This window comes from Fictibacillus sp. Mic-4, assembly GCF_049843615.1.
In the GTDB taxonomy this organism is placed as follows: Bacteria; Bacillota; Bacilli; order Bacillales; family Fictibacillaceae; genus Fictibacillus_A; species Fictibacillus_A gelatini.
In genome coordinates, this window is sequence record NZ_JBBHZM010000006.1 from 26271 (window position 1) to 46708 (window position 20438).

Here is a 20438-nt window from a genome sequence, read left to right on the forward strand (position 1 = left end):
ATGCATCACTGGCCGATGCATCCACTCTTTTTGGAAATGCATCCTTCGGCAACGCCAGTGCCAGCACATCCTACGCATCGCAAGAAATTCGCGGTGGGCGCTTAAAGACCTGGCGGCAAGCCAGTTTTTTCTAATTTAAATCGATTTATAGTAAAAGACGGTGGCGTCGAGTTCCCCATTTGCCGACATGGCATAGCCCGGGATTCGGCCTGCCCGGATAAAGCCGAGAGCCTTATAAAGCCGGTTGGAAGGGTCCCCTTCCCGCGTATCAAGCACAAGAAGCGACTTGCCTTCTTGCTTCGCCCGCTCTTCTGCTTTTTGTATCAATGAACGGCCAATTCCCCGCTGTCGGCAATCGGGATGTGTCATTAATTTGGCAATTTCGGCCCGGTGGCGGCCGTTTGGCTTCGTGCATAAATGTAGCTGGACGCTTCCGACGATCTCATCGCCCTGTTTTGCCACAAATATAATCACTTCAGGACCCGGGACGCTTTCCCAATAGTTTTGTGCCTCTATCCATTTTAATGGCGGGAGAAATCCGATGGACGCCCCCTCATCTACTACCTTTACAAGCAGCTCTGAGAGCGAATCGACATTTTCCCCGATCGACATCAACTCTTCAATTTTTATATCGCTCAACCAAATTACCCCCTATCCGCTTTTCTATCCATTTACTATAGATGAAGGCTATTTTCCACACAATAACGATGTCAGATGATCTAACAAACAATTTGGCGATCCTGGTATTAAATGGAGACCGTAAATTTATTTACGAAAACTAAAAAACTACTTTCCATTTTAAACGGGCTAAATTATCTTGCTTCTCTTCCTTTCATTTGCTAAGATTACTGACGAACGTTCGTAAGTCATGAGGTGGTTTTATTGAAAAGTAATGAAATTAAGGATGCGGCTTTAAAATATTTCACCATTCATGGGTATGAAGGAGCATCTCTTTCTCAAATCGCTGAAGAAGTCGGCATGAAAAAGCAATCGATCTACGCCCATTTTAAAGGGAAGGATGATCTTTTTCTTCAAGTTTTGCGTGATGCAAAAGAGACGGAGCTTTCTTCAAAACTCCGCTATTTCAGCGAAACCGATACACAGCATCCCGAAAAAGGGTTATACGGATTCCTTCAACTGATCATTGATCTATTCCAAAAAAATGAGCAGATCAAATTTTGGCTGCGTATGACCTTTTTTCCGCCGGCCCATCTTGCAAAAGCCATTGAAAAAGAAGTGGTCGAAATCGAGGAGAAGGTGCAGGCAATGCTGGAGAGCAAATTTCAAGAGTGGATGGATGCCGAAGCAATCGCCCGGGACGTGGCAAAAACACCGACGCTCGCCTTCCTTGGCGTCGTCGATTCCATTTTGGTCGAGCTCGTATACGGAAACGATGAGAAACGGCTGAAAGACAAATTAGAAGCCTCCTGGACCGTATTCTGGAGAGGCATTAAGAGGTGTTGATCGATGAAAAAAACCATAAAAGAACAAAAGGCGGTCTTGGTGATTCTTCTTAGTAATATTTTCATTGTATTTCTCGGCATTGGCCTGATCATTCCCGTCATGCCGTCTTTTATGAATATCATGCATTTAACAGGAAAGACGATGGGCTATCTTGTCGCCGTATTTTCGGTGTCACAACTGATTGCTTCGCCATTTGCCGGGCGCGCTGTCGACCGTTATGGCAGAAAAACAATCATCCTCATCGGCTTATTCCTTTTTGGCGTTTCAGAACTTATTTTTGGATTAGGCACGAATGTAGCAGTGCTTTATTTATCAAGGATTCTCGGGGGAATAAGCGCTGCCTTTATTATGCCCGGCGTTACGGCTTATGTTGCGGATATTACAACTACCGAAGAACGGGCGAAAGCGATGGGCTATCTGTCCGCCGCCATTAGCACCGGCTTTATTATCGGGCCAGGCATCGGCGGCTTTATTGCAACCTACGGAGTGCGGGTTCCTTTCTTCTTCGCGGCTGCCATTGCTTTTATCGCATGCATTTCATCCTTTTTCATTTTAAAAGAGCCGCTTACAAAAGAACAGCTTTCGGAAATTTCTGCCAATAGCAGGCAAACAAGCTTTATGAGCGATTTAAAACGGTCGCTTCACCCGCTTTACTTTATTGCATTTATCATTGTATTTGTGCTCGCATTCGGTTTATCAGCATATGAAACAGTTTTTAGCCTATTTTCTGATCATAAATTTGGCTTCACTCCGAAAGATATTGCGGCCATTATTACAATCAGCTCGCTTTTCGGCGTGGTTGTGCAAGTCTTTTTGTTTGGAAAAATGGTCGATTTGCTCGGCGAAAAGAAACTGATTCAGTTGTGTCTGGTTATCGGCGCGGTACTAGCAGTGGCGTCCACCTTGATTTCCGGTTTTTGGGCGGTGCTGGCGGTAACTTGCTTCATCTTCCTCGCCTTTGACTTGCTTCGTCCGGCATTGACGACGTTTTTATCAAGAGCTGCAAAGAAAGAGCAAGGATTTGTTGCCGGAATGAATTCTACCTATACGAGCTTAGGAAATATTGCCGGACCGGCGATGGGCGGAGTGCTTTTTGACGTCAATATCAACTTCCCCTATCTTTTCTCAGCTGCCATTATTGCCGTTGGGTTCGGCTTTACAGTGATTTGGAAGGAAAAGCATCTGGAAAAAAATTTTGCGGAATAATTCAGTTAAATTTTGTTGCTTACAATCGTTGACGGAAATATTGTTTTTAAAAATGGAGTGGCTCAAGGAGTAAAATAGCATCGCCTCCTCTTCCGGGCTGAAGTCGGCCGTGTATTTCCCCCTTCTTTTACACATATTATCAAGGAATGGCCCGGTTTATTTTTTGATCATACAAAGGGGTGAAGGCAAATGAAATGCCCACATTGCGACTATTCTAATCCGGAAGGGGCGAAGCGCTGTTTAACGTGCAGCCATAAATTAGTAAGCCCCGACTATCCAGAGCAGGATCCGAGCAAGTTATTTTACGAATTTGCGCAGCTTGTTGACGGGATTCCGAGTGCCAACCGGTCAGTCAAACCTAAGTTCCAAAATATCTTTTCGCGCGTGTTTCGAAAACATAGTGATATCGAGGCGGAACGGCTATTTATTGTCGGAACCTCGCTCACTACGCCCGATCTCGAAGAAGTGGAGGCAACCTGGCCAAAACCGTGGCTTTTTGCGAGGGTGTTCCTCTTTTCACTCATCGCATTTATAGGGCTGTACTTAGGTGTAAGCTTGTTTAAAAATATCAACTTTATCCCGGGGCTTATCGTCGTTGGCGCTTTCGCCGTCCCCTTTACAACGTTGATTTTCTTCTGGGAAATGAACGCTCCCCAGAATATCGCCATTTACAAAATTGTCTATGTCGTCTTTATCGGGGGAATCCTCTCCCTTTTAGTGGCCCTCGTTTTTTATGATATTCTTCGGAATAACATTAATCCTGTCACGATTGGGATCATTGAGGAATTGGCAAAAGTGGTCGCCGTCATCTTTTTTGTTCGCCACCTTAAATATAAATATGTTCTAAATGGGCTGTTGCTCGGGGCTGCGGTCGGGGCCGGTTTTGCCGCGTTTGAAACGGCAGGATATGCACTCAGGGCGCTCCTTTCCGGCAGCTTTCCTTCGCTTTACAACACCATCTTGTTGCGCAGCGTGTTTTCTCCCGGAGGGCATGTCGCATGGGCGGCTTTGACAGGGGCTGCATTTTGCAGGGTGCAAGGAGACTCGAAATTTCATCTTAACATGCTAAAGAAGGCTAAATTCGTTAGTATTTTTCTTTTAGTCGTTGCGATGCACGCTCTCTGGGACTCGCCCATACCCGGCATTTTTCCGATCGGACAGCTCGTTCTAATGGTCATATCATGGGTATTTGTTTTCTGGATGATCCGCATCGGACTTAATGAAATCACCGAGAAGAAAAAACGGTTGTCCGTTCCATAGAGAAAGGCAGAACCGGCAAAGCAGCGGCTAAATGGGGTCGCTGTTTTCTTTTGGGACAAAATTTCTTTTTCGTCTGGCGCTCCGGACCATATCTCCTCGCTTTTCGATAATAAATTCGCTCATTCGGCCAATAAAATTCGCTCTCCGACAATACGTTCTCTCGTTTGGACTGTAAACCTTGCTCCTCTGACAATACGTTCTCTGTTTTGACATTGAGTTCCGCTATCTGGGGCAACAAAATTCCTCGGGCCCAAGAAGCCACTGAAAAAGTTCCTTTTAATAAAAAACTAAAATTTTTGAAAAACCAAAACCCAAAAAAACAGTATTTTTCACTTAGGAAGTGGGGGATAGCATCGTGTTTACAATGCATTTCGCTTACCAAAGTGGGGATGTATTTTTTAGGAAAAAGCATTTTTGAAAATTTCTTGGACTTTTTCAGTGACCTCCGGGCCCAATATAAATTTGTTAATTACAGCAGATTAGCATGTGAATTTTGAAGGATTTTTACTGATTCGGATTATTTTAATTCTTCTAGCTACTAAAGATTCCAATCGTTATTCATCAAGATAAGAGAGCTCATATTTTCTTCCTCTCAGGCTGCCGGAATGTTGCAATTTAAGGGAAGTCAAAAGTTTAGAAGTTACTGAAATAGAAGGAATTTGCAAGAATTCACGGGCTTGATGATTCGTGATCGTCGTCCCTACTAAAAGGGCATAATCGTGAAGTGAAGAAAGGTGGGCATCTTTTGAAGAATGCTTGCAGTGGGGGCAAAACCAGGATCCTCTTTTTCTTTGCATAGGAAGAGAAAAGCAATTCGTGCATTGGACGCCTGTGAGAAGCTCTTTTTTGGATATTTGATATTGATCAAGCACACTATCATCCAATTGTATATACTGTTTAATGAGGAGACGTGAGATCTTCCTTATTTCTTTTAGATTTAACCACTCTTTTTTATACATCCGCTCAAGCTTTTCCACTTTAAAAGGAAGTGCGGCCGCATGCATCACTTTTTGAAAAATTTTAGGGTCATTTGGTATGGCTTTTAATAGCGTGTGCGGATTACTAATAACAATAAACGAGGCAATCGGCAGTTGCGGGAACTTGTTTTTCTGAAGCCACCATTCTAATTGAAGCATTTGACGCCGCACCTGCAAGAATGGATCTGGAAAACACTCTACCACCCCATTGTTTTCGCGAATAAGCTGGTTGCTTATCTGATCAAAGGTTAACGTGCCTGAATAATTTTTCACTTCAAGGATGAGGAGAAAATATGGGGAGATGAGCAACGAATCGATCTGAAAGTAACGATCTTTATGGTCGAGAAGCCGTACATCATGAAGGATATGGTAACGTTCATCAGAGAGAAAACTTAAATGAAAGTCAAGTGAATTTTCGCCGTATAGTCCCGCTGACCTTCTCGCTAATTCGTCTTCAATGCTCTTTCGCTTTGGATAGGATGTTGGGAGCCTTCTTAATAATGCTTCTAATTTTTGAATTTTGAGCGACTTTTTTCTTTCTTTTTTTATCAAATGACCACTTCCTTTCATAATTTTTTTAAAAAAATTCTACATAATGCGATGTATACCTTCCTTTTAATGCAAATTTTTTAGAAAAAGAGCGTTCAAACGTTTGTAATTGTCCGAAACCTGTATTTTATTGGGCCTGGACAATAATTCTTATGGTTCAGACAATTAACATCACGGTTTGGACAATAACTTTGCGACTCTGGACAATACTTCCTTGATTTTGGCTAATATCCATAGGCCTGGACAATAATTCTTATGGTTCGGACAATTAACATCGCGGTTTGGACAATAACTTTGCGACTTTAGACAATACTTCCTTGATTTTGGCTAATATCCGTGAACCTGGACAATAAACAAGCACCAATAAATGAAATATTCTGATAACGAAGCAGGAACCGATGTGCAAAACTCTGAAATGATTTGTCAGAACTGCAGTTGTAGCCTATAATCGCGTCTCCCACATTATTTTCTAATTAGGGATGACGATTGCTTCCCACAGAGGCGATGCACTTTCCCGGCAAGGCGACCCAATTTTTTAGATCGCGGAAAAAACGAAAGCCAATGCTCCTCCCGGGAACAATTGGCTTTGCTCATGATGTTGGATGAAGATATTGAAAGTCATCATGCGGTACTTTTCAAAAGAAAATATGCAATAATTATGCCAGGGAGAAGCCGCATAAATTGTAGAATTTTTTCAGAATATTATGCACCTTCGCATAATCTATTCTTTTGGTCATACTTTCCAAACATTTCAGCTTACCTATTGAATAGTCATGAAATAGAGCCTTTTCAAGTGTTTATTAAAGGAGGATTGACAGATGCCACACCAGGTCCCGCCTGCGCTGACATATAATCAAATGATCTCGGCGGTAAGAGACGGGCTTTCCAAAACTAGCGCCCCCAAGAAAATTATCATCGTTGGCGCCGGCATGTCAGGGCTGGTCGCCGCTTCTCTTTTGAAAGAGGCGGGGCATGACGTCACGCTGCTGGAAGCCACGGAGCGGATTGGAGGACGCGTTTACACACTGAGAGGTCCTTTTATTGACGATTTATATCTCGAGGCTGGCGCTATGCGCATTCCCTCCACCCACCATCTCGTTTTGGAATATATTAAAAAGTTCAGATTGCCGGTCAATTCATTTGTAAACACGACTCCCAACGATGTTATTTTCGCAAATGGCATAAAAACGACATTGGCTACCTATCAAAGGAACCCGGATATTTTAAATTACCCTGTCGCACCTCACGAAAAAGGGAAGACGGCAGAAGAATTGTTCACAATGGCAATCAAGCCTGTAATCGATTTCATTCAGAAAGATCCCGTGAAAAACTGGGGGATTGTCAGCAAGGAATTTGATAAATATTCTATGGATTTCTTTTTGCGCTACAATCCGGTTGGTTTGCGCCTGTCCAGCGGCGCCGTCGAAATGATCAAAGTGCTCATCGGACTTGAAGGATTTCCTGAACTTGCTTTTGTCTCGATCTTAAGAGAAATGATGGTTCTGTTCAGTCCCAATATGACCTTTTACGAAGTGACGGGAGGGAATGACCGGCTTCCTAAAGCATTTGTGACCCAGTTGAAAAATGAAATATTTCTCGGGCAGCGAATGACGAAAATCGTCCAGCACGATCATCAAGTAACAATCCATACGATCCATTCCAAAAGCTTGAGACCGCTCAAATATACCGGAGACCTCGCCATCGTGACGATTCCATTTTCCTTGCTCGCATTTGTCGAGGTAGAGCCGCGCAATTCCTTTTCCCATTACAAAAAGCAAGCGATTCGCGAACTTCACTATGTTTACTCGACAAAAATTGGCCTGCAGTTTAAGCGCAGGTTCTGGGAACAGGAAGGAATATATGGCGGCAAAATGCTGACGGATTTGCCGATCCGGTTCGCTTATTATCCAAGCCACCTCATTGGCACCGCCGGATCAGGGATCGTTTTGGCCAGCTATACATGGGAAGATGATACCTTGCCATGGGATAACCTCCCCGAAGACGACCGCATTCGGAATGCTTTAGACAACATGGCCGCCGTCCACGGCAAGCAGATTTACGATCAGTTCATTACAGGAACTTCTTTCAGCTGGTCCCAAAACCGGTACTCCGGTGGCGCCTTTTCCATGTTTAAGCCCAACCAGGAAACAGAACTGGGCCCTTACATTTCTGCCCCTGAAGGAAGGGTTCATTTTGCGGGAGAGCATACCTCATCGGCACCCGGCTGGATCGAAGGAGCGATAGAATCTGGTATTAGAGTTGCGCATGAAGTGAATCATTTGCCAGGAAGCTTTTTCGGCGAAAGCACCTGACTAACCCGAGAAAACAAAACGGGAGACGCAATGAACGATTAAATGCCAAAGAGCAAAAAAGCGATTCAGAACGAAAGATGTCTGAATCGCTTTTCCTATTAAACGATGTTTTCTTTTTTCGATAAGGAAGAATTTCGGGAATCCTCCCAACCTTCGATGTTTTCAAGACCTTGAATCGTGTCTTTATAAAAAACAGGATCTTTGCCCGCTTTTTTCTGTTTTATATAATCACGTAACGCAGCAAAGGCGATTTTTGATAGTAATGTAATCGCAATCAAATTGATGATTACCATAAAGCCCATAAATAAATCCGCTAAATCCCATACAAGCTGGACCTTTGCCACTGAACCAAAAATGATCATAGCTAACACGCTCATTCGGTACACCATCAACCATGCTTTGCTCGTGTTCAAAAAGCGAATATTCGTTTCTCCATAATAATAGTTACCGATTAACGCACCGAATCCAAAGAGGAAAACAAAGATGGCAAGACAGCCTGATGCCCAGGATCCAATGTGTTCGCTTAATGCTGCTTGCGTTAGCGCAATTCCATCTAGTCCGGGTTTTTTGTACGCATCAGAGAGCAAAATAATAAATGCTGTGCTTGTACAGATAATCAAAGTATCTGTTAACACACCAAATGCCTGGATAAGCCCTTGTTTTACCGGATGGCTTGTTGTAGCCGTTGCGGCAACGTTCGGGGCGCTCCCCATACCGGCTTCATTCGAGAACAAGCCGCGTTTAACTCCATTCATGAGTGCTGCGCCAATTGAACCACCTGCTATTTGTTGAAAACCAAACGCATTTTTAACAATAAGAGATAGAACTTCTGGCATTTTTGTAATGTTCGTCACGATGACAAATAATGCTGCACCAATGTACAATACAGCTAGAAACATAACCTTGTATTCCGCCATTTTAGCGATACGCGTCACTCCGCCAAAAATAATCGCAGCGAAACCAAGTGTCATGATGATTCCGAGAATTAAACGATTCGTGCCAAATGAGTTCTCAAAAGCAATGGTAACGGTGTTAGATTGCACGGAATTGAATACCAGACCGAATGAAAGCGTAATCAAAATGGAAAATAATACTCCCATCCAACGTTTGTTTAAACCTTTTTCCATATAATAGGAAGGCCCGCCACGGAAACCATTTTTATCTTTTACTTTATATACTTGCGCCAACGTACTTTCAATAAAGCTGGATGCAGAGCTAATAATTGAAATAAGCCACATCCAGAATACAGCCCCAGGTCCCCCTAATGCGATCGCAATCGCAATTCCTGTAATATTGCCCGTTCCAACACGAGCAGCCATTCCAATACAGAACGCCTGGAATGGGGACACGGTATCTTTAGAACCTGTTCTCCCTTCCATTAAAACACGAACCATTTCCTTTAACATTCGAATCTGGATAAATTTTGTTTTAAATGTAAAATAAATCCCGCAAGCAATAAGCATAATGATGAGTACTTTTGACCAAAGGAAATCATTTGTGGAGCTAACAAATTGTTGCAGTACTTCTTGCATGTGTACACCTCCATGAAAATTTTTATCGTACTATTTCTTCCATTTACTGATATTTCAGACTTAACCTGGAGCAATTTTTTCTAATTTACAATAAAAACTACGAAAACTAACAAAAAACGAGAAAAAACTACAAATGTTTTTTCTCGTTTTTTAATGGTAGAAAAATTGTTATTTGTGCATTTGAGGCTTGACAAAGTCTGCTCCTTATGAGAACATAAGGACTCTTTCGCATTTTTGGCAAATATTAGGGTTCTCACAAAAAGACAATTGGCCGTATTCTCAGCTTCAAGACACACTTCTTTCCAGTTGTTATCAACTTCTTTATTACAAGAGAGTTGCTCATGGTTAGCTAGCCCTTTAGCTAAACGAGGTATTCTTAAAAAAACGAATGTCCCATTACTGAAATCCAAACTATTTTTCTAGAAGAAGCACTAGATTTTAAAACTTCAGGTTGCAAATTGAACTATCCATCCAGATGACTGATGTTCGGCTAACTGACGGAAGGGGCGGTTCGCCAGATGAAGGCGGTGAAACCGGACAGATGCAATATGTTCTTGAATCGAATTTTATAGAACCCCAACTCCTTACTATTAAAACGGTAAAAGCGATGATGCAAATTTGCCCGAAAAAAAGATCTTCTTCCAACTTCTCATGAAATCCTCTCCCCAGATATAAAGGCTGATGTCATCGAGTGTAAGCTCTTTTTGTTGCATTCGTTTGACGATTTTCATGGTATAATCTACTAAACAATTTTTACTGGAAAGGAATCTTATCATGAAATCATATGTCGATGTGAAGGATGGCGTCGTCCCTTCTGTTTGTTCGCTTGATTGTCCGGATCAATGCGGGCTGCTCATTCATAAAAAAAGCGGGAAAATCGTCAAAATCGATGGCGATCCTGACCATCCGGTAACGCAAGGGAACATTTGCAACAAAGTCAGGAACATGGGAGAACGAATTTATGATCCAAAGCGGGTTAAAACTCCGTTAAAACGCATCGGCCAAAAAGGCGAGGGGAAATTTGCCCCCATTTCATGGGAAGAAGCTATTCGAGCGATTACCGATCATTGGAAAAAATTAATTGCCGAAGATGGCCCGGAGTCGATTCTTCCTTACAGCTTTTACGGCAATATGGGGCTGATCAATGCGGAAGGAATGGACCGGCGCTTCTTTCATCGCCTCGGTTCAAGCCAGCTTGACCGGACGATTTGTTCCGTTGCTGGCGGGAAAGGCTATAGCTACACGATGGGCGGAAGTTTTGGGACGGATCCTGAAGAGATGACAGAAACAAAGCTGTTCATTATATGGGGAATTAATGCAGTCAGCACGAACATGCACCAGATGACAATCGCGCAAAAAGCAAGAAAAAATGGGGCGAAAATCGTTGTCATTGATGTCCATAAAAACCAGACCGGACGCATGGCAGACTGGTTCATTCCGATTATCCCTGGAACAGACGCTGCGCTTGCGTTAGGCATTATGCATATTCTTTTCAACGAGCAGCTTGTCGACCGGCCATTTTTAGAAACGTATACGGTTGGGGCCAAGGAGTTGGAAAAGCATGTGAAAGAATATACGCCAGAGCGAGTTTCTGAAATTACCGGCGTTCCTGAAAGCGACATTTACAAGTTGGCGCGGATGTATGGGACAACTTCCCCTTCGATGATCCGGATCGGCAACGGCCTGCAGCATCATGACAATGGCGGAATGATCGTCCGGACGATTGCCTGCTTGCCGGCGCTGACGGGTCAGTGGCTCGTCAAAGGCGGCGGCGCGCTGAAATCGAATTCCGGATATTTGGCCCATAACACAACGGCATTGCAGCGTCCCGACTTGATGAATGGGCGGCCGCGTACGATCAATATGAACCAACTAGGAAGCGCGCTTCTCGAAATGGAAAAGCCGATCCGCTCACTATTCGTCTATAATTCTAACCCCGCCGTCGTTGCGCCTGAAGCCAATAAAGTGCGGGAAGGCTTGGCTCGCGAGGATTTGTTTACGATTGTCCATGACTTGTTTATCACGGAAACGGCAATGTACGCCGATATCGTGCTACCCGCGACATCAGCTTTTGAAAATACGGATTTCTACACGTCGTACTGGCATCATTACATTCATTTGCACGAGCCGGTCATTGCCCCTTACGGAGAAAGCAAATCCAACACGGAAGTATTCCGTTTGCTGGCGGAAGCGATGGGGTTTGATGAGCAGGCATTCAAAGATTCCGATGAAGAATTGATCAGCCAGGCTTTAAGCGGAAGCGACAATCCTCATTTAGCGGGCATTACGTACGAGGAATTAAAGAAAAGCCGCTTTATGAGAGCGCGCCATACCGGCAATCTAGTAGACCGGCTAAAAACGCCAAGCGGCAAAATCGAGTTGTTTTCGAAAAAGATGGAAGAGGATGGCCATCCGCCACTTCCTGTTCATGTGCCCTTAGTAAAAGAGAGCGATTACCCGTTCCTATTCGTACCGGCTCCGAACCATAACTTTTTAAATTCGACGTTTTCAAATAATGAGAAGCATATGAAGCTCGAAAAAGCACCGAAATTGTTCATGAACGCGGCTGATGCCGAACGTCTCGGCATAGAGGACGGCGAGGTTGTCCGGATTTGGAACGACCGCGGGGAATGCGAGCTGCCGGTTTCCATCGGCGATCACGTCCTGCCCGGCGTCGTCGTCAGCCAGGGTCTCTGGTCAGACGCTGCTGGCAAAAAGCACCTCGTCAACAGCTTGACCCCGGATCGGCTCGCCGATATGGGCGGAGGCGCAACCTTTTTTTCAGGACGAGTGAATGTAGAGAAAACTGTGTAGGTGCAGTTTTCTCTTTTTTCAAAAACTCACATCAAGCATTCCGTTTAGAAACTTTTTTGTGATTGGAAATCCGGAGCTCTCACCGATAACAGCATCGATCCCACAGTGAGGGCAAATGGCTGTATTCTCTTCGTCACACCACTTTTCAATTTGACCAGGGCTGAAAATTTCCAAACAGTTAATCTTGAATAACCACGTTTTATATAATTAAATGAAAAACTTACTTTTTTGCTATTTTTTCATAAACGGAAGGTACAGAAAAATGAATTTCATTGGAGAAAATTTCAAAAACATTCTACTTGTCATCTTTTGTATAATGACCTTTATCAATCTATTTGTAAGGGATGAGAAAATTACAATTATAGGAAATACAATTGCTATAATCCTAATAACTATCGCAGGAATAATTTCAAGAACCACGAAGGCGAAAAAAAATTGATAGTACCCCAAAAATTTAGTTGTCGCTATACTTTCTTTTCACTAAACGAAATAGACCACCCTTAAGCTCGCAACTCCAAGCGGTCTATTTCGTGTAGATAAAGAAGATCCCTCGAAGGGAACATTGCAAAACAGTAGGTTGCCCCCTCATACGATCATTTTTATTATTATACACAATGCACGAAAACTGTCTTCTCTACCTCCAAAAATTAATTACGACAATATATGCTGTGAATTGGGCAATAAGTTCCTCGCTTTGATCAATACAGTCATGAGTTTCGACAATAACTTAAATCGTACGGACAATAAATCCCCGTGTTTGGACAATATCCTGCCTAGTTCGGATAATAAATCCCCGTTTGGACAACAATTTGACTCGATCGGACCATAAATTCTTGCGTTTAGACAATTTCTTGACTCGGTCGTCCTTGTTCAGAAAATAAATACCCGCGTTTAGACAAAAAATGCGGAATGCCCGCATTTTGCGAAAAAAGCTGATGATCAACTCTTTTCTCCCCAGTTTTCTTCTATAAACGCGTCCCTGCCGGATTCTACCCGTTCTTGTTTGTAGGCTTTGGGGTTCTTTTTATAAAAATCCTGATGGTAATCTTCCGCAGGGTAAAAGGCGGTCGCCGGTAAAATTTCCATCACGATCGGCTTATTGAAGCGGCCGCTTTCCTCTACTGCCTTTTTCGATTGTTCCGCTAGCTTCTTTTGTTCTTCTGTATGGTAAAAGATCGCTGTCCGATATTGCGGCCCCCTGTCGATGAACTGCCCACCGTCATCTGTCGGGTCTATTTGCGGCCAGTACAGGTCCAGCAGCTTTTGGTACGGAAAGACGTCCGGGTCGTACGTAATTTGCACTGCTTCATAATGCCCGGTCGTTCCTGTTTTTACCTGCTCATACGTTGGATTTTCGACATGGCCGCCTGTGTATCCTGAAACGATGCCGTGGATGCCCGGAAGTTCGTCAAACGGTTTGACCATGCACCAGAAACACCCGCCGGCAAAAGTTGCGTGCTCTATTTTTCCCATCCAATGATTCTCCTTCTATTTCATAGTCCTTTCTCTCATATTAACGCTCCAACTTCTCATAGGCTAGCTTTTTGATCATTTCTTCATGCTCGGGATAGTGGTCGAGCAGTTCTTTTATCATTAGATTAAAAATTGCCTACGGGGCTTCTTTTTACCTCCCCGTATGTATCGCATGTCCCTCTTGCCAGCCTGGCGCCGGTACTGATGGTCGTCGCATGGAAAATTAGCAGGAAAGAGCAATTTATTGAGATTCTCAAAGAAAAAACAGGGCAATCATTGGTGTTGATTGTTACCTTTGTCCTTACCTTTTCCTTCAATTTGACAATAGGGATCGGCGCAGGGCTCTTCGTTTCTTTCGCCCTTTTCCTTAAAAAGAAGAAATGGCAAAAGCCACTGGCAAAATCGATGCGCAAAATGATATGAGGGCTGCCCCGCTCTGGTTAGAGGCAGGGGCTCTCCTGTTTGGCCAATTAATGCCGCATTGCTGCATCGCGGATAAGAGAAAAAATAACGCGCATACTATCTCTATTTGGGAGGTGATCTTACATGAACAATGACCTTAAAAAGCAGCAGAATGCGCCGACCCAGGGCCAGGGAGCGGGATCCGAATACAATGAGGCCCATGCCGGGCAGCTGCCGGATTACGGAAAAAATGATATCGATCCGAACGCCGTCAATGCATCCGACAATACCGAGATGCTTTACGGCATGAACGATCTCGACGGTGAAGTAAAATAACGTTTTTCTGGATGATGGCTGCTCTTTTTTAAAATACGGATGCAGCCATCGCTATTTTTTAATGTTTATTCAATCTGGAGGCTGCAAGGGATATTGTGATGAGCTTAAGGCACTAAGATTCCGTGTACTTTCGTTTCATGGCTACTATGTTCAGGTGAAAGCGCCTGAGAAAATCGCAACAATTCACTCAGAAGGGCAGCCTAAAGAAGACCAGGACCATCGATCAAGCGACAACTTCGCAATCGACAATTTGCCGCCTTACGCGACAAAATTGCAATGGAAAATCGTTGAAGGACCGAAAGACGCTCACTTCGATGTCATGCATGATGACAGTTTCGGCCTCGATGAAACGATCTTTTATGACCTCCACAACGAGTCAACCACAGAGATTAAGAAGAGCGGGGATTTGTACATCGCCAATCCAACGAACACAGGCGGCCAGAGCTTTACCGTCGAAGTGTACGCGATCCCTTGATAAGCCAGAAAGCCCGCTGAACATGTACATAGCGGGCTTTCCGAATTTTAAATGGAGAGCTGCGCCATTCTTCGGCTCTTTGCCTATTCTCTAAGATTATAAAGCCGCTCATCAGCTGTGAAATGAAATTCCCGCAAGGACGGAGAATAGCGAAAGTGCCAATAGCGGTTTGGACGAATGAGAAAAGAAGAGAAGCGAGCCATGGTATTCCGCCAACGTGCACACAACGGTTGGCGGCGGCAGAGGATGCATTTAGCCGGCTTGCCAACCATCCGAAAGGATCATTATCCAAAATCCGGTCGTAAGCATACCATGCGCCAAGCCATGCTCCGGCTGCCTGGTTTGATTCTGCCGAAATCAAGCGGATCGAGAACCAATCCTGGCCGTTCGTCGCAGATCCTTGCCATGTTGCAGCGAACGGGAACTCATCACATTGCTTGCCTGTCCTGTCTTCATCCTTAAACTCCTTATCGCAAGCGGATCTCGTTTTATTCCTATTTTTGTTGTATTCATCCGGATGCCGTTTCGTATACATCCTTGTGAGCGGTTCGGAGCCTAATTTTCCCGGGATTTTTTTGCCAAGAACATAAGGCTTCGTCTCTTCTGGATGATCCATCGCAAATTTCCAATGTTCCCCCGCTTCTTTTAAAATAGCAAAATCAGGATCCGTTGTTGGAACGTTTAACACCGATTTCGTTTTGCTGAATATGGCTCCTTGTGGAAAATATTGATCAGGAAACGCAAACATATATCTGGCTGAATCAAATCGTACCGTTTGTTTAATGCCGTCGATTGTCTTTGTGAAGTTCTTCGGTGCGTGATGAATGGTAAGCTTCGGCCAGAAATCCATGTACCCGATTTTATCGGGATTGTCCTCGGTTGCCTCGGGCGCTTCCGACAGAAAAGTTTTAACGCCAAAGTTATTATTCTTCCATTGGGCGATCGTCCGCTCTTCGGCCGGCGTATCCGGGTCGGGCTTGCAGTCGCCTGGATTAAGCTTCGCCTCGCAGACGACATCGATCTTTAGCTTTGCTCCATTTAATGCCGGATTTGTGACTAAAATGTCATCAAGATAATAGACGACCCTCATCTTCCGGTCATGGTTGGAACCATAGCCAATTTCGGTGAATTGAAACTGCACGCCATCATAAAAACAAATTCCGAGGTGGCATTTGCGCGGGACTTGATAGGTGGCGACGTGAGACCAACAGAAGGCGTAATGGTTCTTGATGTATCCTGTCTCAGAGCCGCTTGCCGGATTCTGGCGGCATTCATTCGTCGTCTGAATATAATCATACTCGAATTTCGGCGGCATCCATCCTGCTGCTGTCAGCTTCGGCGCGCCAGGCTGGGCATAGTAAGCGGCCCTGGCATCCTTGTCCTCTTTCCTCAGCTTCTTTAGCGTCTGGAATCCTTCCCTCTTCTGTGGTTTGTCCTTTTCGATGCCCATTTTTTCTACCGATTGGCCTTCTTTCAAGAGCCGGGCGGCCTGCTTCATTTTTTCCTTATCATTAGGAATCCAGTAGCCCCCGCCATTCGAATGGGCTTGTGCCTGGACAGGAGTTGCCAGACTTAATACAAGCAATAACCATACGGCGATTTTCGCTGCACTTCGAATTGATTTCGACATCCAATCCCTCCCATTTATTGATTTCAATTTTGAATTATACAACAATTTAGATAACCTCAATAATGCCTTATTACCTAAAATGGAAAGATAGTCCGTTTGTATTATGCCTCACTTCTCCCGGAAAAAAAGCCCCACTCGAAATCGAATAATAGTCTGCTAGTGCCCTTTCAGCTAAGAAAGTTCTTATTTTCAAGAATCCATTTTCGCCTGTAAAAAAATAAAAAAATAGGATCAAACTTCTCTAGTGTGGTGCTATTTTCATGGCATTTGGACAATAAACAGTGGATTTCCGACAATAAATCGTTTCCATCGGACAATAAATGGCCTGTGTCGGACAATAAATTTAGTATTTTGTACACTTATTTGTCCAAAAGTAAGATGTTATTGTCTCAACCGGATGACTTATTGTCTAAATAAGAGCACTTATTGTCCGAGAACGAAATCATTTTAAATGATGTAACGATTCGTGACCGTTTTTCCTCATTTCCAAGATCTAACGAGGTGTTCTTAAAATAACGAATGTTCGAGTACTGAAATTCAAACTATTTTTCTAGAAGGGGCACTAGATTGCCTTTAAGCATACTCCACCAAAAAAACAGTTGCTATTAGATTCCTTTATTCCATATAATTTACTAGAAAAATAATTTTATGAAACGAGGGGAATAGGGTTGAAAAAGCTGGGGGCCATTTTATTTGTGCTGCTATTAGTTGTCGGAATTTTCCCGAAAGTATCTTTTGCGGCCGTAGACGAAAAAGAATTGGATCAATATTTATCTGAAATTAGTACAGAACGAGGATTTACCGTTACAAAAGAAATGCTAGAGGAGCACCTTTCCTACTATGACGAAAAATTAAAAGATTTTAATAGCGTTCAGAAGCTTCGCGATTCACTCGGCGAAGTCATTAAAAGCGACTTAAGCAATCTCGATGGAATCTATAAGACTTACAACTTAGATGAGAAAAGTCTTGGAAAATTATTGGCTGAAAATGATGAAGAATTGAATGATTATATTTTTATCCATGAACTTGAAGATGCGGTTGCCTTTTATAGTGAAGGCGGCGGCGATGTTGAGCTTACCACAGACGATTTGAAAGAACTTTTTTCGCTGTTTGATTTATCTGAAAAAGAAATGCAGAACTTAACGGCCCATTTTCAATCGATTGAAGACGAGCTTTCACAGCCAGAAACGCAAGAGCGCTTAAACAACCTGGCGGATCGGATGATGAACTTCGCCGACTTTGAAACGGCGGATGATCTTACTGCAGGGCAAATTGAGGAATTATTCTCGATCTACAATGAATTCCTTCACATCTTCCATCTAAAAGCGAAAGCCAGTATCGTAAGGGGCGGGACAGAAACACCTCTATCTTTTAAAGAGCTTATCCAATTAGAAGAGTTGAAAAATGCGAATTTAAAAATCTCCCTTTATAATCTTGATGGCCAATTTTTAGCTGACATTATCATTACAGGTGATGAGATCGATTCCAGAAAGATCGTTGATACAGGAAAAAAGATTAAAGTAACGAATGAAAAAGTCGTGCAAGAAGTGAAGCATAAACAACATCAATCGGCACCGAGAACGGTAAAAGGAGCTAAGCTTCCAACCACCGCTTCCGATTATTTAACGAACACACTTATTGGACTTTTTGCGTTTGCTGCAGGACTTGTTTTATTTCGTAAAATGAAGAAAGCGTCGTAACGATGGAGAAACGAGCGAGTAAAAGAAGCCGGAGTACCTGGCGGTGGATTTTTCTTACTTTCTGTATTGGTCTTATTACGTTTGGCGTATGGTTTTCGACAACGAACGTATACAAGTTTGCCAAAGGCTATTTCGCCTACAAAGTGCATTCAAAAGATTACAAACCGCCAGCACCAAAGGCAGAGGCTAAAACTCCGGTGCACAAGCGGGGTGAAAAAGAAAAAGCGCTTTATCCCGTCCGTCCGAAAAAAGGCGATAACATTGGCGAGCTCTATATCCCGAAACTTCATGCTACGCTTCCGATATTTCACGGCACGAACGAAGATGAACTCGAAAAAGGGGTCGGACACTTTGCAGGCAGCGTACTTCCGGGAGAAAGAGACAATTCCGTTCTGGCCGGGCACCGGGATACTGTTTTCCGCAAGCTCGGCGAGGTCGGCAAAGGCGATTTGCTTATCGTAACGACATCTGTCGGCGAGTTTCAATACAAGGTGAAAAAAGTGCGGATCGTGGATAAGGACGACCGAACTGTCATCGTTCCAAAGCCGCGCCCGACACTGACGGTCAGCACCTGCTACCCGTTCTACTATGTCGGCCACGCGCCAAAACGATATGTGCTAGTTGCGAATCTCGTGTCGAAAAAACTTGCAAATGAAAAAGAAATGAGGTAACAGGTTTGAACGCCTGCTGCCTTTTTTTATTGAATCCAGGGCACAACACAATTCATCCGGGCGGGATTTCTATCATTTTCGATACGTTATCAATCAATTTGAGCACGTTATCTATCAATTGAGCGGCGCTATCAGTCAATCTTGCGTTTATCAGTCAATTCAGGTAGGATATCTATCATTTTCGATACGTTATCAATCAATTTGAGCACGTTATCTATCAATTGAGCGGCGCTATCAGTCAATCTTACGTTTATCAGTCAATTCAGGTAGGATATCTTTCATTTTCGATGAGGTAACAATCATTTCGAGCACTTTTTCAATCAATTGTGCGGGACTATCAGTCAATCTTATGTTTATCAGTCAATTCAGGTGAAATATCATTCAATTCCGATGAGGTATCAATCATTTCGAGCACTTTTTCAATCAATTGTGCGGGACTATCAGTCAATCCTGCGTGTATTCATTCATTCGGGCTAGAAGTCTGTCATTTTCAGAATCGATCAATCAGGATCAGATTTATGGAGGCAATAAACCCTGGATTTGGTACCAAATCCAGGGTTTATTATCATCTAGCGGGCAAATAACCGATACGTGTCGCTCATTGTATCACCGTTGCCATAAATTTTTGCAGTGGACGGAGAACTGTCCGACGTATTGTCATATTTCCATTCTAATCTCAGCCCCATATACGAACCTGCTCCATAAGTCGATGTGCTTTTCTTTTCGATAAATTTTGAAAAACTTTTCCACGTTTTCGGGCCGACGATTCCATCTGGAGCCAAGCCGTTTCCTTTTTGATACGTTTTTACTGCCTTGGCCGTTTTCGGTCCAAAGATGCCATCAACGTCCACAATTCCCGTTTCCGTATAAAAGGACATCACATTCAAAATGTACTGCAAGTTCCTTACTTCCGTCCCTGACTTTCCTTGCTTGAGGACAGAATTTTTATTCCAGTATTCTGGATGATGGAAACCAGCTGCCGATGCCATAGAAGGAGTCGCAATAAAAAAAGACAAAAACAAAACGAGGAGGCCTGTTACCCATTTTTTATTCGCTTTCATTACAAATTCTCCTTTCTAAAGTCAATACTAAAAACATGGCAAGTGTTCTGAAGAGGAAAATTATTCTATTCAGTTTCCTTCACCTTAAACCATTTCAGCCAGCCAATCAAGAAGTTTGGCCTTATCTAGCTTATAATAAGGCTTGAGCCCTATTTCTGGCTCAGGTCCCGCCGAATCCCTGGCAAAAATTCAAACGATAGCACTAGTTGATAAATTTTTAACGTTTTTTCAACCACTCTGCTTGCCTCAACCGTGATCCACCTGCACAAAAAGAGAAAACGCAAAAAAGCCGTGACGTCGGTCATTCACGGCTTCTGAAAAATATTAAGACCAATCAGCAAGGTCCCCGGCCAAAGCCTAAGCAAAAGCAGCCGATGATCACTAAAAGAATGAATAAAATAATGATAAGCACAAATCCGTTTCCACCAAAACTCATATGTTCCCTCTCCTTTTCCCTTTAAAAAATGCTCACTATAGGTTATGTGTCTATAGGCGTTCATGTATGGGCACATTGAAAAATGGGCGTTCGTCCTACTTCCTGGAAACATTGGAAGGGCATTTTTCTTTATTGCAAAT

The 20438-nt window shown here is 43.4% G+C and carries 17 protein-coding genes and 1 pseudogene; 10 read left to right on the top strand and 8 right to left on the bottom strand.

Annotation, left to right across the window (positions count from 1 at the left end; translation table 11 throughout):
* Positions 1–135 precede the first annotated feature (135 nt).
* The gene (locus WD019_RS06520) at positions 136–639 is read right to left on the bottom strand and encodes a GNAT family N-acetyltransferase (RefSeq protein WP_425710970.1); all 504 of its coding nucleotides are present in this window, start codon (positions 637–639) and stop codon (positions 136–138) included.
* 243 nt (positions 640–882) lie between these two features.
* Between WD019_RS06520 and WD019_RS06525 the strand changes: the two genes are divergently transcribed.
* From WD019_RS06525 to WD019_RS06535, 3 genes are all read left to right on the top strand, one after another.
* Positions 883–1464, top strand: a complete 582-nt coding sequence (locus tag WD019_RS06525; protein WP_026679445.1) for a TetR/AcrR family transcriptional regulator — start codon at positions 883–885, stop codon at positions 1462–1464.
* A gap of 3 nt (positions 1465–1467) precedes the next feature.
* Positions 1468–2670: an MFS transporter gene (locus tag WD019_RS06530; RefSeq protein ID WP_425710971.1), complete on the top strand. Its 1203-nt coding sequence runs from the start codon at positions 1468–1470 to the stop codon at positions 2668–2670.
* Positions 2671–2859: 189 nt separating this feature from the next.
* Positions 2860–3930, top strand: a complete 1071-nt coding sequence (locus WD019_RS06535) for a PrsW family intramembrane metalloprotease (RefSeq protein WP_425710972.1) — start codon at positions 2860–2862, stop codon at positions 3928–3930.
* A 554-nt stretch (positions 3931–4484) separates the two neighbouring features.
* Here WD019_RS06535 and WD019_RS06540 read toward each other — a convergent pair.
* Positions 4485–5459 (bottom strand): nuclease-related domain-containing protein, encoded by a 975-nt coding sequence (locus WD019_RS06540; RefSeq protein ID WP_425710973.1) that lies wholly within the window; start codon positions 5457–5459, stop codon positions 4485–4487.
* An 815-nt stretch (positions 5460–6274) separates the two neighbouring features.
* Here WD019_RS06540 and WD019_RS06545 point away from each other — a divergent pair.
* A complete protein-coding gene (locus WD019_RS06545) occupies positions 6275–7768 on the top strand; it encodes a flavin monoamine oxidase family protein (RefSeq protein ID WP_425710974.1) in 1494 nt (497 codons plus the stop codon).
* A 98-nt stretch (positions 7769–7866) separates the two neighbouring features.
* Here the strand turns inward: WD019_RS06545 and WD019_RS06550 are convergent, their stop codons facing one another.
* The gene (locus WD019_RS06550) at positions 7867–9300 is read right to left on the bottom strand and encodes an alanine/glycine:cation symporter family protein (RefSeq protein ID WP_425710975.1); all 1434 of its coding nucleotides are present in this window, start codon (positions 9298–9300) and stop codon (positions 7867–7869) included.
* A gap of 774 nt (positions 9301–10074) precedes the next feature.
* On the opposite strand from WD019_RS06550, the gene WD019_RS06555 reads away from it, so the two are divergent.
* A complete protein-coding gene (locus WD019_RS06555; RefSeq protein ID WP_425710976.1) occupies positions 10075–12114 on the top strand; it encodes a molybdopterin-containing oxidoreductase family protein in 2040 nt (679 codons plus the stop codon).
* A gap of 18 nt (positions 12115–12132) precedes the next feature.
* On the opposite strand, the pseudogene WD019_RS06560 reads toward WD019_RS06555, so the two are convergent.
* Positions 12133–12291, bottom strand: a pseudogene (locus WD019_RS06560) (cytoplasmic protein); the annotation flags it as partial.
* A 762-nt stretch (positions 12292–13053) separates the two neighbouring features.
* On the bottom strand, positions 13054–13578 hold the full coding sequence (gene msrA, locus WD019_RS06565; RefSeq protein WP_425711045.1) for a peptide-methionine (S)-S-oxide reductase MsrA: 525 nt from the start codon (positions 13576–13578) through the stop codon (positions 13054–13056).
* A gap of 389 nt (positions 13579–13967) precedes the next feature.
* Between msrA and WD019_RS06570 the strand changes: the two genes are divergently transcribed.
* From WD019_RS06570 to WD019_RS06580, 3 genes are all read left to right on the top strand, one after another.
* Positions 13968–14144: a hypothetical protein gene (locus tag WD019_RS06570; RefSeq protein WP_425710977.1), complete on the top strand. Its 177-nt coding sequence runs from the start codon at positions 13968–13970 to the stop codon at positions 14142–14144.
* Positions 14134–14325: a hypothetical protein gene (locus WD019_RS06575; RefSeq protein ID WP_425710978.1), complete on the top strand. Its 192-nt coding sequence runs from the start codon at positions 14134–14136 to the stop codon at positions 14323–14325. The genes WD019_RS06570 and WD019_RS06575 overlap by 11 nt, the downstream gene beginning before the upstream one ends.
* A 61-nt stretch (positions 14326–14386) precedes the next feature.
* Entirely contained in the window at positions 14387–14800 is a 414-nt protein-coding gene (locus WD019_RS06580; RefSeq protein WP_425710979.1) for a hypothetical protein, read from the top strand.
* Here the strand turns inward: WD019_RS06580 and WD019_RS06585 are convergent.
* On the bottom strand, positions 14772–16430 hold the full coding sequence (locus WD019_RS06585; protein WP_425710980.1) for a NucA/NucB deoxyribonuclease domain-containing protein: 1659 nt from the start codon (positions 16428–16430) through the stop codon (positions 14772–14774). The genes WD019_RS06580 and WD019_RS06585 overlap by 29 nt on opposite strands.
* 668 nt (positions 16431–17098) lie before the next feature.
* Here WD019_RS06585 and WD019_RS06590 point away from each other — a divergent pair.
* Both WD019_RS06590 and WD019_RS06595 read left to right on the top strand, forming a co-directional pair.
* The gene (locus WD019_RS06590; protein WP_425710981.1) at positions 17099–18130 is read left to right on the top strand and encodes a processed acidic surface protein; all 1032 of its coding nucleotides are present in this window, start codon (positions 17099–17101) and stop codon (positions 18128–18130) included.
* Positions 18131–18132: 2 nt separating this feature from the next.
* Positions 18133–18801: a class D sortase gene (locus WD019_RS06595; protein ID WP_425710982.1), complete on the top strand. Its 669-nt coding sequence runs from the start codon at positions 18133–18135 to the stop codon at positions 18799–18801.
* A 569-nt stretch (positions 18802–19370) separates the two neighbouring features.
* Here the strand turns inward: WD019_RS06595 and WD019_RS06600 are convergent.
* Both WD019_RS06600 and WD019_RS06605 read right to left on the bottom strand, forming a co-directional pair.
* Positions 19371–19862 carry a peptidoglycan-binding domain-containing protein gene (locus WD019_RS06600; protein ID WP_425710983.1) on the bottom strand — a complete coding sequence of 164 codons (492 nt, stop codon included), beginning with the start codon at positions 19860–19862 and terminating at the stop codon, positions 19371–19373.
* A 334-nt stretch (positions 19863–20196) separates the two neighbouring features.
* Complete coding sequence (locus WD019_RS06605; RefSeq protein ID WP_081412782.1) at positions 20197–20298, bottom strand: YjcZ family sporulation protein; 102 nt, start codon at positions 20296–20298, stop codon at positions 20197–20199.
* Positions 20299–20438 lie beyond the last annotated feature (140 nt).

Bases quoted from the DNA above. Each gene is read 5' to 3' on its own strand.
- WD019_RS06530 (WP_425710971.1), top strand. From the start codon at position 1,468: ATGAAAAAAACCATAAAAGAACAAAAGGCGGTCTTGGTGATTCTTCTT.
- WD019_RS06535 (WP_425710972.1), top strand. From the start codon at position 2,860: ATGAAATGCCCACATTGCGACTATTCTAATCCGGAAGGGGCGAAGCGC.
- WD019_RS06545 (WP_425710974.1), top strand. From the start codon at position 6,275: ATGCCACACCAGGTCCCGCCTGCGCTGACATATAATCAAATGATCTCG.
- WD019_RS06550 (WP_425710975.1), bottom strand. From the start codon at position 9,300: ATGCAAGAAGTACTGCAACAATTTGTTAGCTCCACAAATGATTTCCTT.
- WD019_RS06555 (WP_425710976.1), top strand. From the start codon at position 10,075: ATGAAATCATATGTCGATGTGAAGGATGGCGTCGTCCCTTCTGTTTGT.
- WD019_RS06570 (WP_425710977.1), top strand. From the start codon at position 13,968: ATGGCAAAAGCCACTGGCAAAATCGATGCGCAAAATGATATGAGGGCT.
- WD019_RS06575 (WP_425710978.1), top strand. From the start codon at position 14,134: ATGAACAATGACCTTAAAAAGCAGCAGAATGCGCCGACCCAGGGCCAG.
- WD019_RS06580 (WP_425710979.1), top strand. From the start codon at position 14,387: ATGTTTATTCAATCTGGAGGCTGCAAGGGATATTGTGATGAGCTTAAG.
- WD019_RS06585 (WP_425710980.1), bottom strand. From the start codon at position 16,430: ATGTCGAAATCAATTCGAAGTGCAGCGAAAATCGCCGTATGGTTATTG.
- WD019_RS06595 (WP_425710982.1), top strand. From the start codon at position 18,133: ATGGAGAAACGAGCGAGTAAAAGAAGCCGGAGTACCTGGCGGTGGATT.
- WD019_RS06600 (WP_425710983.1), bottom strand. From the start codon at position 19,862: ATGAAAGCGAATAAAAAATGGGTAACAGGCCTCCTCGTTTTGTTTTTG.
- WD019_RS06605 (WP_081412782.1), bottom strand. From the start codon at position 20,298: ATGAGTTTTGGTGGAAACGGATTTGTGCTTATCATTATTTTATTCATT.